Genomic DNA, 14,795 nt, shown 5'->3' on the forward strand with positions numbered 1-14,795 from the left:
TGGGCATTCCTCGCTACTCGAACCGCGACGGGTCGCCCGCGCCGACCCGGACCACCTCGGGGAACCCGGCCGACCAGTCCACGACCGTCGTCGGCTCGGTGCCGCAGTCTCCGGCGTCGACCACCGCGTCGACCACGTGGTCGAGCTCCTCCTTGATCTCCCACCCCTGGGTCATCGGCTCGGCCCGGTCGGGCAGCAGCAGGGTGCTTGACAGCAGGGGCTCACCCAGCTCGCGGACCAGCGCCTGGGCCACCGGGTGGGCGGGGATGCGCACCCCGACGGTGCGCTTCTTGGCGTGCGCGAGCCGCCGCGGCACCTCTTTGGTCGCGGGGAGGATGAACGTGTACGCGCCGGGGGTCGAGGCCTTGATCGCCCGGAACGCCGCGTTGTCGAGCTGGACGAACTGGCCGAGCTGGCCGAAGTCCGCGCAGACGAGCGTGAAGTGGTGCTTGTCGTCGAGCCGACGGACCGCCCGGATCCGGTCGGCCCCCATGGGGCTGTCCATCGCGCAGCCGAACGCGTAGCAGGAGTCCGTGGGGTACGCGATGAGCGCGTCCTGACGCAGGAGCGCGGCGACCTGCCCGATGCTGCGCGGCTGCGGGTCCTGCGGGTGGACGTCGAAGTATCTCGCCATGCCCCGAGCGTAGGCCGGTCGGGGCACGCCGGGCCATGGGGTGCGGCCGGCCGCCAGGCGCCGGACGGCGAACGCCGTGCAGCCCGACGAGGTGTCAGAGCGATCGGAGCGCTGCCTCGATCCGAGCGACGTCGTCCAGTGCGCTGATCGTCTCGTGGTGGTCGGGACCGAGACGCCGTTCGAGGAGGCTGTGCCGCCGCTCGGCGACCTCGTGCGCCTCGGCGAACCGGCCGAGGCCGACGAGGTCCTCGGCGAGGGCCCACCTGCTGACGTCGGTGTCCGGGTGCTCGTCACCGAGGATGCGGAAGCGCTCCTCGAGCACCTCGCGATCGAGTGCGAGCGCGTCCTCGGTGCGTCCGACCGCACGGTAGGCCGCGGCGATCTCGAACGTGCACGTGAGGGTGAGGGGGTGGCCGGCACCGAGCACCCGGAGGTGAGCATCCTGCACCTCGGTGCCGTGCGTGATGACGTCCTCGGGATGACCGAGGTGTCGCACGAGGGTCAGGATCAGACGCTCGATCGCAAGGGTGGAGGGGTGGTCGCTGCCGAGCACGTCGGTGCAGTCGGTGAGGACCCGCACCCCCAGGACGAGCGCGTCCTCGGTGCGCCCGACCACCAGGTAGACGCGGCACAGGTCGGTCGCCATCGCGAGGGTCTTCGGGTGGCGCTCTCCCAGCACCCGTCGCCCGTCGCGAAGGAGGTTCTCCGAGCTGCTCACCGCCTGCTCGAACTGCCCGTCGACGAGCAGGGCGGCGGCAAGGCTGCTCCGGGCGAAGAGGGTCGCTGGATGGGTCGGGCCGTTGAGGCGCTCGTGGTCGGCGAGCAGCGTCGCGTCGAGCTCTGCGGCACGGTCCTGCTGGCCGAGGGCGCGCAGGGCACGGGACACGTACGTCCGCGCCTGGAGGGACCGCTCCGAGTCCGCGCCGAACAGCCGGTCGCTGTCCTCGACCAGCGCTTCGGCCATCTCCAGCTCCTCGTCGAAGCGGCCGAGCGTGCTCAGGATGTCGACCACGGCGCCGCGGCTCAGGAGCGTCTGCTCGTGGTCCGGTCCGAGGGTCGCCGTGCTGTCGGCGAGGATGGCCCGCGACTCGGCGAGCGCGTCGTCGTGCCTGCCGAGCTCCCGCAGCGCCACCGCGGTGTTGGCGCGGGCGGTCAACGTGTGAGGATGACCGGTGCCGTACCGCTCGGACTGCTCGGCGGTCACCCTGCCGAGGAGGGTGAGCGCCTCGTCGAGCCGGCCCGCGTCGAGCAGGTCGGCCGCGAGGTTGTTGGCCACCCAGAGCGCGTCGTCGGTCTCCTGGTCCGTACCTGGGGCCGCGGCGTCCGCGTCGAACGCAGCGCGCAGCGTCGTCCACTCGTGGATGGCCAGGTCCGGCCGCCCCGAGTCGCTCAGCGCCTGGGCGTAGAGCCACCGGACCGAGCGGACCTTGGGGGAGTCCTCGGAGCAGAGCGAGAGCACTCTCTCGGCGAGGACGATCCGGGTGCTGAGCTCGCGTGGTTGGTCCGCCAGTGCTGCCAGGACGACGTGGGTCGCGTGCAGCGCGAGGTCGGTGCCGACGCGGCCCTGGGCGTGGAGCGCGAGGGCGAGCCGGGCCGCGTGCACGACCTCCTCGGTGGTCGCCAGGGTTCCTTCGGCGAGTGCGGCGTCGACATGGTCGGCGAGAGCGTCGTGGAACTCCTCACGGTCGGAGTCGAAGAGGAACTCGTCGTCGTCGTGGGCGACGCGGAGCTGATCGACCTCGTGGAACTGTCGTAGGGCGTCGTCGACCACCCGGGCCCAGGCGCGCGTCGTCGGTGCGCTCTCCAGGGCCCGTGCCACCTCGTCGGTCGGGGCGACGCGCAGGCCTGCGAGGGTCCGCAGGAGCAGAGGCTGGTGCCAGGCGAGGTCCGTCGAGCCGGCCGGGTCGATCGCGGCGGGGATGCCGAGACTGGCGAGGGTCAGCGCGCGCCGGACCGGCGAGGGCAGCTCACGCCACAGGTCGCGGTAGAGGTCCTGGACGGTCTGCGGGAGTCGCGCGACCTCTGCTGCCGGCAGTCGGAGATCACCGTCCGGGAACCGGTCGCGGTACCGTCCGAGCAGGCAGAAGAGCTCCAGGGCCAGAGGGTTGGAGTAGCGGGCGACGAGACTCTCGAGTGTCGACGTCTCGACCCTCGGGTAGTAGTGCCGGACGATGCTGGCCCGGTCGACGTCGGTGAGGGGGCCGAGGGAGGCCGTGGGACCGAACGGTGGTGGCAGCGTCGGCGCCTCGGAGTCGACGACCACGAGCCGGTCCGGGCGGGCTGCCATCGCCCGGGCGACGTGCGGGTTCTCCTGGGCGTGGCCCGGCCACGCCGTGGTGAGCACGAGGATCGCGGCGTCGGACGCGACCAGTCGCTCGAGCAGCTCGGCCAGCACGGGGTCGGCGTCGTGAGCGTCCTCGACGAACACCACGGCGGGGAGCCCCGGCCGGGCGAGCCGGACGAGCGTCTCGACGGTCCGGTCGACCAGGTCGAGTCCGTCGGTCGCGACCGGGCCGGCCGACGCGAGCCGTTCGACACGTGCCCGGGCGGCGGTGCGCTGCGCGCGGAGCGCCTCGACCAGCCCGACCGCGAGGCCGAGCCCCGGCACCGCGACTCCGGCGGCGGCCTCCACGGCCCGGCCGGCGAGCTCGGTCACGGCCTCCTCGGTCGCGTCACCCAGTGGTCGCTTCCACCACCCCGCGTGGCGCTCGCTCCAGGTGGCGAGACGACGCCACGTGTCGTCGAGGTAGGGCGCGTGCGCCTCGAGCTGGCGCACGTCCTCGGTGAGGGCTGACGACGGCTCGCCGTTGCGCATCGAGGCGGCGATGCCCCACCACCAGAACGCCGGCAGCGTGCCAGGACGGTGCACGACGTGCGGATGGACCTGCTTGCGCCTCGCGGAGACGTCTGCGGACGCGGCCGCCGAGCCGAGGATCGAGGCCGGCCAGTACCTGCCCGAGTGCTGGCGCTCGGCAGCGAGCCGTGCGTACATCTCCCGCGCGACTCGCGTCTTGCCCGCGCCGGATGCGGCCTCGAGCGCGATCCACACAGGACCGTCCCCACGATTGACCTGGTCGTAGGCGGTGACCAGGCCCTCGACGAGGGCACGTCGACCCGCACCGACGAACGCCGGTTCGGTCAGGGCGGTCAGGCTCGGGTCCGGCAGCTCGCCCGGACCGTCCTTCGCTGGGGGCATGCGTCATTGAACCGGATCAGGGGAGTGACCGCCATGCCGGGTTCGCGCTAGTTTGTCCGGATCGCGGGAGGAGCCTGTGTGCCGGACAACACGCTGACCTGCCGCTCGTGCGGCGGTACCGGGAAGATGCTCGGCAACCCCGATGCCGTGTCGTGGTGCGGGGTGTGCGGCGGGCAGGGGTGGGTGCCGCGGGGGCGTGTCGGGGGATCGCGCAGCAGGCCTGCGCCGAGCGGTCTGGCCTTCGTGCTGGGCCTGCTGTTCCTGCTGACCCTGGTCGCCGTCCCGTTCGTCGCCCTGGTCATCGTCCTCGACTGGTTCAAGGTGCTCGTCGCACCCGTGCGGTCGCTGCTCGAGGCGGTTCCCGGCTCGGCGGTGGTGACGGCCCCGGGGGGTCAGGGCGAGCCGCTCACCGTGACCCTGGCCACCGCCCTGCTGCTCGTGGTCGTGCTGATCACGGTGAGCGTCGTGCACTGGCGTGCGGTGCGGTCCTCGTCCAGCAGGGCCGGGGACTGGAAGGCACGCGGGATCGGGTGGGTGTTCGCCCTGATCCTGGTGATCGCCCTGCCCTTGCTGCTCACGGTCTACGCCGTCGCCTCAGGTGCCGACCTCGAGCAGGAGATTCCTCCGCCCGGGCTGACCCACTGGGGGTTCTTCGTCGGCGTGGCGGTCCTCGTCCTGCTCGTCGGGTTCCTGTTCACCGGTCGGCGCTTCGTGAAGAACGCCGACCGGGTGTGGCGCCGGGAGGTCTCAGCCCCCGGTCATCACCAGGACCCACGGTGACCCGCCGGCGATCGCGACCCCGGGCTCCTGCCCCTGGGACCACCACTTGGCCTCGTAGGGGACCTGGTCCAGCAGCACACGGGTGCCCGCCTGGTAGACCTCCTCGGGGTCCCACTCGGGGTAGCTGCCCGCGGGCAGGGTCGGCAGGGGGGCCGGGGTGTCACCGGGCATCACGGGCCCGATGAGGGTCCACGGGGAGTCCTTGGCGTTGCTGACGGGGGTGTCGGGGGCGAAGCCGCTGGTCCAGTACCAGGCCTCGAAGACCTGCTGGCGCCACACGATCTTCGTCCCGGCGGGGTAGGTGCCCAGCGGGTCCCAGATCGGGAACGGGCTGGTCTCGGGGTCGTCGACCACCACGGCGGTGCGGTCGGGGACCGGCGTCGGGTCCTCGGAGGGCGTCGGGGAGGGGGCGGTGATGCGCTGCGCGGACGCGAGGTCGGCGGCCAGCACCTCGGCGAACCGACCGGCGCCCTGGTCGATGCCGCTGCAGCCGGTCTGCACCACGGTCAGCACCTTGGGCAGCGGGTGGCTGCACGTGGAGTCCCGGTTGAGGGACCACATGGACACCTGGCCCACTCCCTGGGCACGGGCGAACTCGTTGACGACCTCGGCGTCGGCGAGGGTGAACCGCTCGGCGGCGATGTCGCTCTGGCCGATCATCGGGGTGATGCCGACCTTGGCCCACGCGTCGGCGTCGTCCAGGGGCTGACCGGTGCGGGTGTACGCGTCCTGCACCTGGGCCTGGAGCGCGGTGGAGGCCTGCAGCACGACGTCGGCCAGCGGGTCGTCGGGGGTGGTGACCACGTTGAAGTCCATCGTCATGCCGTTGACGCCCGCGACGTCGACCCCGGCGGCGAGCATCCCTGCCAGGACGGCGACGCCCTGGTCGGTCAGGCCGGTGGGCGCGACCGGGAGGGTCAGCCACACCGCGAGGCTGCTGCCCTGCTCGAGCGCGTCGTCCTGGAGGGCCCTGACGGCCTGCGCGCGTCGCTCGTTCGCCGCGGTGTCGTCCAGGGCGGGACCCTCGATGTCCAGGTCGATGCTGGTCAGCTCGTACCGGTCCACGACGGCGCCGTACGCCTCGCGCAGGTCGTCGAGGTCGGTGCAGACCGTGGCGAGCTCGTCGTTCAGCGCGCCGCCGAAGGAGACGCGCGCGTCCCCACCGGTGAGTCGCAGCTGCGAGACCCGGCGGTCGAGCTCGATCTCCGACGCGGCCTCGTCCAGGGTGTAGTACCCGCCCCAGCTGGGGGTGCAGCGGTCCTGGGTGTCAGCCACCACGAAGGACAGGATGACGCTCGCCTGGGCCGGGCCCTCGGGGGTCTCGAAGGGGTAGGGCGGCCAGGCGGTGACGTCGACGTACGCGGCGAAGGTCGCCTGCTCGGGGACCACGGCCTGCGTGACGGCCTCGGAGACCGACCGGTACCCGCCCCACACGACGGCGGAGGCGCAGAGCAGCACCACGCCGACCCGCAGGAGCGAGATCCGCATCCGGGGCGGGCGGGGTGCGTCGAGAGCGGTGGTCATCGGGGTGTCCTGGTCCTGGTGGAGGGGGCGGTCGTCCCGGTACGGGCCGGGTGGTCGGCGCGGGTGCCGGTCATGGTCAGGTCCGCTGACGTGCGCGGGTGTCTCCGCGTCGTGGCAGCGGGACGTCGGTGACGGTCACGGTCGAGCGGCCTTCGACGGTGCCCTGGTGGTCGGGCCCGAAGTACAGCACCGACTCCCAGTCGGGCTCGGGCGGGGGCGAGCCGGCCTTATCTCGGCGGCCACGGTCGGGGGCCTTCGCGGGGACCTGGATCCACCGCACGAACCCGAGCAGCACGTCGACGATCGAGTTGCGGATCCCGATGAACGCCGCGATGGCGTAGCAGGTGAGCGTCCCGTTGACCGCGGCGAAGGCACCGTTGGTCCAGTTCTGGACCAGGATGTCGTTGAACAGCGTGTAGAAGGAGAAGCCGGCGATCAGGTACGCGGCCAGCACGTACAGGGCCGGGGCGGCCGTCCGGTCCTTGACCTTGGGCGTCCGGGCGAAGGCGATCTTGGACTTGGCGGCGGCCTGCTGCAGGGACTTCAGGGTCCCGGCGAGGTTCACCGGCAGGAGCACCAGGTTGAACGCGTAGACGCGGAACACGTCGGTGCGCTTGTAGCCGAGCTTCTTGAAGTCCGAGCTCATCGCCAGGAAGTAGGGCAGGGCCGCGGCCAGGATGATCGGGCTGAGCAGCTGGTCGTCGAAGGGGAAGACCAGCAGGAAGACCAGCCCGACGCTGGCCCAGCAGATCGAGGCCATGTAGTTGAGGCGCAGCGCGACGGCCGCGCGGCGGACACGGGTGCCGCTGCGTCGCTGCGCGCGGGCGTAGCGCCAGAACTTGGGGGCGATCAGCAGCCCGCCGTTGGCCCACCGTGCGCGCTGCACCACGAGCGAGCCGAAGTCCGGTGGGGTCGCGCTGTAGCTCAGCCGCTCGGGGTAGTTGAACAGCGTCCACCCGTGGGCGATGAGGTCGATGCTCGACTCGGTGTCCTCGATGACCGTGCGGTCCTGGACGTACCGCCGGACCTCCTGGCCGCCGACGAAGGAGACCTCGACGATGTCGTCCAGGGCGATCTTGCGGATCACCGCGTTGGCACCCACCCAGAACGTCGCCCCGAAGTAGGTGAGTCCCTGGTGCAGGATGTGCTGGATGTCGGTGGTGGCCCCGGCGATGCGCTCGAGACGGGTGCTCGCGCCCCGGAAGGCCGCGTACGGGGTCTGGGTCACCGCGATGCGTTCGTTGCCGGGCAGCTCGAGGTGGTGCACCAGGCGCAGGCAGTACTCGCGCAGCAGCACGCTGTCCGCGTCGAGGGTCAGCAGGTAGTCGCTGTCCGGGATGAGGATGCCGTCGGGGTCCTCGGTGTCGCGCAGCACGAGGCCCTTGCGGGTCTCGATCTGGCGGACGGTGCGCCCCATCAGGCCGATGTAGGCGTTGAGGTTCATCGCCTTGTTGGCGTCGTGGGGCAGGTGCGCGTAGGTCTTGCGCTCGAAGGACGAGATCTCGGCCTGGAACGTCCAGACGAGTCGACGGCACAGCTGGCTGAGGCGTTCGGCGGGGACCTGCGCCTTCTCGTCGAGTGCCGCGAACAGCGCCTTGGCGGTGATCTCGAAGTCGCCCGCGAGCCCGCCGAGCACCTCCTCGGCGAGGAAGTCCTCGGCGCCCGAGGTACGCGGGTAGCCGTCCGCCTGCTCGCGCAGCCACCGGCCGGCCCACACGAAGTCCAGGGCCAGCGAACGCAGGGCGTCGTTCGTGCTGGGCCCGCCGGCCAGTGCCGCGGCCTCGTGCACGATGAGCGAGGCCGAGAACCGCTCGTAGGGGCCGCTCATCAGCGCCATGGTCTCGGCGGGCAGCGCCCGGCAGCCGGCGAGGCTCTCCGCGGCGGCCGGGTCGGTCGGGTTCGGCGGGTCGTCGAGCAGCAGCACGATGCGCATGCCGGGGTACTCCTGCAGCGCGGCGGAGAGCAGCGTCGCGCGGACGACGGCCGGCTCCTCGCAGTAGGACGGCACGAGGACGGTCAGGCTGGGGCGGGAGTCGGTGAGGAACGCGTCGATCTCGGCCCGGGGCACCCGCACGTGCCCGCGGGACCGGTACAACGCCCCCTGCCGGGCGAGCAGGTACATCAGGGCGGAGAAGGTCAGGAAGGTCATGACCACGACGTAGGCGATGGTCTGCGCGACGAACCGGCTGTCGTGGATCCCGTTGTCGATGAACTCCGAGACCACGGTCCGAGCGATGTAGGCGATCCATGCCGCGACGGTGGCGGTGATCGCGAGCCCACCCATCCAGGTCGCGAGCTGGCTCGCCGGCTGGTCCATCACGGGAAGCGGGGGGCGGGGGCGCTCGGCGCCCCACTGCCGTCGTGGGCGCTTGCCCGGTGACGCAGGTTCGGTGGCCGAGGTCGGGGGCGTGCGGTGTCCCGGGCCGGTCGCGTCGAGCCCGGCCTGCGTGGGCAGCGAGGTGCCCTGGGTACCGCCTTCGAGCACTGCTGTCGCTGGTCCGGTGTGGTCCGAGACCTGAACCTCGTCACCGTCGCGGTGGTCGACCTTCACCCGTCACCCCTCATCGTTCGTTGATGGTTGAACCATCGACGGGGGTTCCGGGGGAACTTGACCTGTTTGTCGGGTGAAAGGCCGGGTCGACCGGGTGAAGATCAGTCGGTCGAGCCCGTGGCCGGCCTGCCCCGTGCCAGCACCGCGACGAGGAAGTCCTGGCTCCCGGTGAACGGTCGCAGGTCCCACGTCGACAGGGCGATCTCGAGGTGCAGACCTGCGGTCACCACGTCGGCGAAGAAGGCGTCGAAGTCGTAGCCACGGCCCGCGCCGAACCCGACCACGAGCCGTCCGTCCTCCGCCAGGTGCGCTGCCAGGCGCCGCAGCACCTCGACCTCGGTGCCGGCAGCCAGGAAGGTCAGGACGTTGCCCGCGCACACGATCGCGTCGAACGGCTCGACCACCCCGGCGGCGGGGAGGTCGAGCTCGGCGAGGTCGCCCACGTGCCAGTCGCCCGCTGGATGGTCCTGACGCGCGGCCTCGACGAGCACCGGGTCGACGTCGACCCCCACCACGGCGTGCCCGCGCGCGGCGAGCTCCCCGCCGACCCGCCCGGGCCCGCATCCCGCATCGAGCACCCGCGAGCCGCGCGGGAGCATCGCGTCGATCATCCGTGCTTCGCCCGCGAGGTCCGCGCCGTCGGCCGCCATGGCGCGGAAGCGCTCGACGTACCAGTGGGAGTGCCCGGGGTTCGACTGCGTCTTGGCTTCCCACTTCGTGATCGCTCGCATGCCCCGACGCTACTGCGCGCCGGGACGGCCGGGACAGCCGGCCCACCGGCAGGGGGCTCCCGGCGGACGGCGCGCTCAGGCGTCGGGCGAATGGTGGTCGAAGTTTGCCTCGCCCACCCTCCAGTACCCCGTCATCTGGACGCTGTCGCGGTCCATCCCGCGCTCGTCGCGCAGCGTCCGCCGGATGGCGCGAACGGTCGCAGCCTCGGCACCGGCCCACGCCCAGCCAGGTCCGGTCGGCAAGGTCAGGGTGGCGACGGCGTCGGCCAGGAGGGTCACGGTCCCGGCCGGCGCGTCACGCCGGTACAGCCAGGTGACCTCGGTCCGGGCATCGGACCGCAGGTCGATCTCGTCGCCGGGCCCGCCGACCTCGACGAACGCGTGGGCGGTGGTCGACGCCGGGAGGAGGTCGAGCCAGTTCGCCAGAGCGGGCAGGCCGGTCTCGTCGGCGGCAAGCAGGTACCAGGCGCGGTCCAGGGGAGGCAGGGCCGAGCCCCTCGGGCCGAGCACGCCGAGCCGCTGGCCGGGACGGGCCCCCGCCGCCCATCGACCGGCCGGGCCGTGGGGGTGCAGCACCATGTCGATGACCAGCGCGCCGGGCTCGACGTGACCCCGCACGGTGTAGTCGCGGTAGAGCAGGGCCGGGTCGTCGTGGTTGACCCACCGTCCGCCGTCGACGACGGGGAGCCTCGGCTCACCGTGCGGGTCGTGGGGGAAGAAGACCTTGACGTGGTCAGCCGGTCCCGGCGCGTCGAACCCGGCGAGGTCGGGCCCGCCGAGGACGACGCGTCGCAGGCTCGGGGTGAGGTCCTCGACGCGGTGCACGGTGAGCGAGCGGGCGACGAGCTCGTGGGAGACACGACGAAGGGTCGCGGGTGCTGCGGGGGTCGCAGGTGCCGGGGCTGCGGGCTGGGGCATGGGACTCCGTCCGAGGCGGGTGCAGACCGCGGTGGCCTGAAGTAGGTAAGGATAGGCTAACCTACGGATCTCTTGCTGGCCCTGAACCGATCGGAGACCCATGACCTCCCCCTGGCGCCGCACCACGGCAGCCGCCACCGCCACCGTCCTGCTCGCAGCCCTGACCGCCTGCGCCACAGCAGAGGCGCCCACCGAGCAGACGCCGGCCCCCGAGTCAGGCGCAACCCTCGCCCCGAGCGAGGTCACCGTCACCCACGCGCAGGGCGAGACAACGGTCCCGTTGACCCCCCAGGTCGTGCTGACCTTCGACCTGGCCAGCCTCGACACGCTCGCCACACTCGGGGTCGACGTCGCAGGGGTGCCCAAGTCCAACCTGCCCGGGGCGCTCGCGGCCTACGACACCGACGAGTACCTCGACATCGGCACCCTGTTCGAGCCCGACTACGAGGCCGTCAACGCCGCCGAGCCCGACCTGATCATCGTCGCCGGACGCTCGGCCGAGGCGCTCCCCGAGCTCACCAAGATCGCCCCCACCATCGACCTGAGCAACGACTGGGCCGACTTCCGCGGCAGCATCGAGACCAACGCCGAGGTCCTGGGCCAGATCTTCGACCTCGAGGAGGACGTCGCCGCGCTCGTCGACCAGCTCGACACCGACATCCGGGCCGCACGCGAGGTGACGGCCGAGGCCGGAACCGGGCTGATCGTGATGACCGCAGGCGGCGAGGTCACCGCCTACGGCCCGGGCTCACGGTTCGGCTTCGTCCACGACGAGCTCGGGCTCACCCCGGCCGTCGAGGACGTCGAGGAGGCGACCCACGGTGAGGCCGTGAGCTTCGAGTTCCTCGCCGAGACCAACCCCGACTGGTTCGTCGTCGTCGACCGCGACGCGGCCATCGGCGAGAGCGGTGCCGCAGCGGCCCAGGTCCTGGACAACGAGCTCGTCGCCCAGACCACCGCCTGGCAGGACGACCAGCTCTACTACGCCGACCCGGTCGACTGGTACATCATCAACGGCGGCCTGGGCACCCTGTCCCGCATCGTCGCGTCGGTGACCGACGCGCTCGGCGGGCGCTGACCCGCACGTGAGCACCCTCACGCCGCGGGCCACCACGCCCACCCGGACGCCGTCGACCCCACCGCGGGCCCGTCGGCGACCGCCGCTGGGCGTGGTGGTCGCAGCGGTCGGCGTGCTGGCCGTGGTGAGCCTCTTCGTCGGGGTCAGCACCGTCACCCCGGCCACGCTCCTCGCGCAGGACGCGCAGGCCCTGCTCGTGCTGCTGGTCTCCCGGCTGCCGCGCACCCTGGCCGTGCTGCTCGCCGGTGCGGCCATGGCGGTCGCCGGGATGATCATGCAGATGCTGGCCCGCAACCGGTTCGTCGAACCGTCCACCGCGGGCACCGTCGAGTCCGCGGTGCTCGGCATCCTCGTGGTCACCGTGCTGTCCCCGGGCGCGCCGCTGATGGTCAAGATGCTCGTGGCCAGCACCTTCGCCCTGGCCGGTACTGCGCTCTTCCTGCGCCTGCTGGCCTTCGTCCCGCTGCGCTCGGTGCTCGTGGTGCCGCTGGTCGGCCTCATGCTCGGCGGCGTGATCGGAGCCGTCACCACCTTCTTCGCCTACCGCCTGGACCTGCTCCAGTCGCTGGCCTCCTGGACCACGGGCGACTTCTCCGGAGTGCTGCGCGGACGCTACGAGCTGCTCTGGATCACCCTGGCCCTGACCGTCGTCGCGTACCTCGCTGCCGACCGCTTCACCCTCGCCGGCATGGGGTCGGACCTGACCACCAACCTGGGGATGAGCTACCGCACCGTGATGACCCTGGGCCTGGTCATCGTCTCGATGGTCAGTGCCGTGGTGGTCGTGACCGTCGGGGTGATCCCCTTCCTGGGCCTGGTCGTGCCCAACGTGGTGTCCCTGATGCTCGGGGACAACATGCGCCGCACCGCCCCCTGGGTCGCGGTGCTCGGCGCGGGCTTCGTGCTCGTCTGCGACCTCGTCGGGCGGGTCGTGCGCCACCCCTACGAGGTGCCGGTGGGCGTGGTCGTCGGCGTCGTGGGCAGCGCGCTGTTCCTGGCCCTCCTGCTGCGTCGGGGCTCTCGTGCCGCCTGACCGGACCGCCGACGTGTCTCGGGCGGGTACCCGCGTCGCAGCACCCGACCGGCGCCCCGTCCGCCTGATGATGGTGCTCGGCCTGCTCGTCGCCGTGGCCGCCCTGGGCTTCATGACTCTGGGGGCCCGAGGCGCCTGGGACTACGTCCTGCCCTTCCGCGGGGTCAAGCTCGCCGCGCTGGTGCTGGTCGCCTTCGCGATCGCGGTGTCCACCGTGCTGTTCCAGACGGTCACCGACAACCGGATCCTCACCCCCTCGATCATGGGGTTCGACGCCCTCTACGTGCTGCTCCAGACCACGGTGGTCTTCACCGTCGGCTCGGCCCGGATGGTCGGGATCGACCCGCGGCTGCGCTTCACGGTCGAGGTGCTGCTGATGGTCGGCTTCGCCGGGCTGCTGTTCCGGTGGCTCTTCGCGGGGGCCCGGCGCAGCCTGCACCTGCTGCTGCTCGTGGGCATCGTCCTGGGCGTGCTGTTCCGCAGCCTGTCCTCCTTCATGCAGCGGCTGATCGACCCGAACGAGTTCGCCGTGCTCCAGGAGAGGTTCTTCGCGAGCTTCAACGCCGTCGACAGCCGGCTGCTCGGGGCCGCGGCGGTGATGGTGCTGGGTGCGAGCCTGCTCGCCTGGAGGCTGCGCCGATCGTTCGACGTGCTGCTGCTCGGGCGGGACAACGCCACGATGCTGGGGGTCGACCACCGGCGCGCCGTCACCGGGGTGCTGGTCGTGGTGGCCGTCATGGTGTCGGTGTCCACCGCGCTGGTCGGTCCGGTCACCTTCTTCGGCCTGCTCGTGGCCAACCTCGCCTACCAGCTCAGCGGGACCCACCGGCACCGGGCGGTGCTGCCCGTCGCCGTCCTGCTCGCCGTGCTGTGCCTCGTGGGAGGGCAGGTCGTGCTCGAGCGCGTGCTCGGGTACGACACCGCGCTGAGCGTCGTCATCGAGTTCCTCGGAGGTCTCATGTTCCTGACCCTGCTGCTGCGCGGGAGCCGACGATGATCGAGGTCACCGGCGCGACGAAGAGCTACGGCGACCTGCGGGTCCTCGACGACGTGCACCTGCGGCTGCCCCGCGGCGGGGTGACCGCGCTGATCGGTGCGAACGGCGCCGGGAAGTCGACCCTGCTGTCCTGCATGAGCCGACTGCTGCACCTGGACGCCGGAGCTGTCACCGTCGACGGCCTCGACGTGAGCACCACCCGGGGTGATGTGCTGGCCCGCCGGCTCGCGACGCTGCGGCAGGACAACCACCTGACCGCCCGGCTCACCGTCCGCGACCTGGTGACCTTCGGCCGCTACCCCCACTCCAAGGGCCGCGCCACGGCCGACGACCTGGTCCACGTCGAGAGGTCGCTGCGGTTCCTGGACCTCGAGGACCTTGCCGACCGCTTCCTCGACGAGCTGTCGGGCGGTCAGCGACAACGTGCCTTCGTGGCGATGGTGCTGTGCCAGGACACCGACTACGTCCTCCTCGACGAGCCGCTCAACAACCTGGACCTCAAGCACGCCGTGGCGATGATGCGCCTGCTGCGCCGCGCGGCGGACGAGCTCGGCGCGACGGTCGTGGTCGTGCTCCACGACATCAACGTGGCGGCCTGCTACGCCGACCACGTGGTGGCGATGCGCGACGGCGTGGTGGTCCACGAGGGCAGCCCCGAGCAGGTGATGCAGACCCACGTGCTGCGCGAGGTCTTCGACCTCGACCTGCGCGTGCACCGGATCGACGGCCGGCTGGTCGCGCTGCACGTGGCCTGAGGGTGCGTCCCGGCCGGACCCCTGCAGGGCTGACGGCGGGTCAGTCGGCGCAGAGCTCGAGCTCGAGGCTCGAGTCGTCCTGGAGGGCCGCGGTGAGCTCGAAGGTGCTCTCGTCCTGCCAGAGGACGACCGCGACGTCGTCGCCCTCGACGTCCGAGACGGTGTGCTGCCATCCCGCAGCGGGCTGCACGGCACCGACCACCACGCGGTCCTCCTCCACGGCGAGGGTGACCGTGCCGGCATCGGCGATCGTGTAGAAGCCGTCGTCTGACTCGGGCACGTCCACGCACGAGCCCGGGGCCGGGCTGGGCCCGCCACCGGGGACCTGCTCGGCGCCCTCGACCGGTCCGGGGGAGCCGAGGCCCGGCTCGGCCTCCTCGCCCGCCCCGACGCCGTCGTCGATCTCGACGGCCTCGGGATCGACCCCGCAGCCCGCCACCACCAGGAGGAGGGCCGTGCCGGCGAGGGCTGCGAGTCGGCGCATGGGGTCTCCTGATGGCTCGAGACGGGACGAGGTCGTGGCCCCGAGCGAATCACGGGGAGGCCGGCCAGGCATCTCGAGCGCGAGAACCACCCCGGTCGGACACCCGCCCGGAAC

The 14,795-nt window shown here is 72.1% G+C and carries 12 protein-coding genes; 5 read left to right on the forward strand and 7 right to left on the reverse strand.

Annotated elements, in window-relative coordinates; translation table 11 throughout:
* Window positions 1-13: 13 nt before the first annotated feature.
* Together M1R94_RS08395 and M1R94_RS08400 are read right to left on the reverse strand one after the other, a co-directional pair.
* On the reverse strand, window positions 14-634 hold the full coding sequence (locus M1R94_RS08395; RefSeq protein ID WP_249381213.1) for an L-threonylcarbamoyladenylate synthase: 621 nt from the start codon (window positions 632-634) through the stop codon (window positions 14-16).
* Between the two features lie 94 nt (window positions 635-728).
* Window positions 729-3,830, reverse strand: a complete 3,102-nt coding sequence (locus tag M1R94_RS08400; RefSeq protein ID WP_249381214.1) for a tetratricopeptide repeat protein — start codon at window positions 3,828-3,830, stop codon at window positions 729-731.
* Window positions 3,831-3,908: 78 nt separating this feature from the next.
* Here M1R94_RS08400 and M1R94_RS08405 point away from each other — a divergent pair, with 78 nt between their 5' ends.
* Window positions 3,909-4,610 (forward strand): DnaJ-like cysteine-rich domain-containing protein, encoded by a 702-nt coding sequence (locus M1R94_RS08405; RefSeq protein WP_249381215.1) that lies wholly within the window; start codon window positions 3,909-3,911, stop codon window positions 4,608-4,610.
* Here the strand turns inward: M1R94_RS08405 and M1R94_RS08410 are convergent.
* From M1R94_RS08410 to M1R94_RS08425, 4 genes are all read right to left on the reverse strand, one after another.
* Complete coding sequence (locus tag M1R94_RS08410; protein WP_249381216.1) at window positions 4,578-6,134, reverse strand: chitinase; 1,557 nt, start codon at window positions 6,132-6,134, stop codon at window positions 4,578-4,580. The genes M1R94_RS08405 and M1R94_RS08410 overlap by 33 nt on opposite strands.
* A gap of 76 nt (window positions 6,135-6,210) precedes the next feature.
* Window positions 6,211-8,685: a glycosyltransferase family 2 protein gene (locus M1R94_RS08415; RefSeq protein ID WP_249381217.1), complete on the reverse strand. Its 2,475-nt coding sequence runs from the start codon at window positions 8,683-8,685 to the stop codon at window positions 6,211-6,213.
* Window positions 8,686-8,786: 101 nt separating this feature from the next.
* A complete protein-coding gene (locus M1R94_RS08420) occupies window positions 8,787-9,416 on the reverse strand; it encodes a class I SAM-dependent methyltransferase (protein ID WP_249381218.1) in 630 nt (209 codons plus the stop codon).
* A gap of 75 nt (window positions 9,417-9,491) precedes the next feature.
* Entirely contained in the window at window positions 9,492-10,334 is an 843-nt protein-coding gene (locus tag M1R94_RS08425) for a siderophore-interacting protein (protein WP_249381219.1), read from the reverse strand.
* A 100-nt stretch (window positions 10,335-10,434) separates the two neighbouring features.
* On the opposite strand from M1R94_RS08425, the gene M1R94_RS08430 reads away from it, so the two are divergent.
* The 4 genes from M1R94_RS08430 to M1R94_RS08445 all read left to right on the forward strand — a co-directional run bounded on the left by M1R94_RS08430 (window position 10,435) and on the right by M1R94_RS08445 (window position 14,197).
* On the forward strand, window positions 10,435-11,412 hold the full coding sequence (locus M1R94_RS08430; RefSeq protein WP_249381220.1) for a siderophore ABC transporter substrate-binding protein: 978 nt from the start codon (window positions 10,435-10,437) through the stop codon (window positions 11,410-11,412).
* A gap of 7 nt (window positions 11,413-11,419) precedes the next feature.
* Window positions 11,420-12,445 (forward strand): ABC transporter permease, encoded by a 1,026-nt coding sequence (locus M1R94_RS08435; protein ID WP_308199893.1) that lies wholly within the window; start codon window positions 11,420-11,422, stop codon window positions 12,443-12,445.
* 67 nt (window positions 12,446-12,512) lie between these two features.
* A complete protein-coding gene (locus M1R94_RS08440) occupies window positions 12,513-13,442 on the forward strand; it encodes an iron chelate uptake ABC transporter family permease subunit (RefSeq protein WP_249381221.1) in 930 nt (309 codons plus the stop codon).
* Window positions 13,439-14,197 carry an iron ABC transporter ATP-binding protein gene (locus M1R94_RS08445; protein ID WP_249381222.1) on the forward strand — a complete coding sequence of 253 codons (759 nt, stop codon included), beginning with the start codon at window positions 13,439-13,441 and terminating at the stop codon, window positions 14,195-14,197. Before M1R94_RS08440 ends, M1R94_RS08445 begins: the two co-directional genes overlap by 4 nt.
* Window positions 14,198-14,237: 40 nt before the next feature.
* On the opposite strand, the gene M1R94_RS08450 is transcribed toward M1R94_RS08445, so the two are convergent.
* Window positions 14,238-14,681 carry a hypothetical protein gene (locus tag M1R94_RS08450; protein ID WP_249381223.1) on the reverse strand — a complete coding sequence of 148 codons (444 nt, stop codon included), beginning with the start codon at window positions 14,679-14,681 and terminating at the stop codon, window positions 14,238-14,240.
* Between the last annotated feature and the right edge of the window lie 114 nt (window positions 14,682-14,795).

The organism is Actinotalea alkalitolerans, from assembly GCF_023369855.1.
Lineage (GTDB): Bacteria > Actinomycetota > Actinomycetes > Actinomycetales > Cellulomonadaceae > Actinotalea.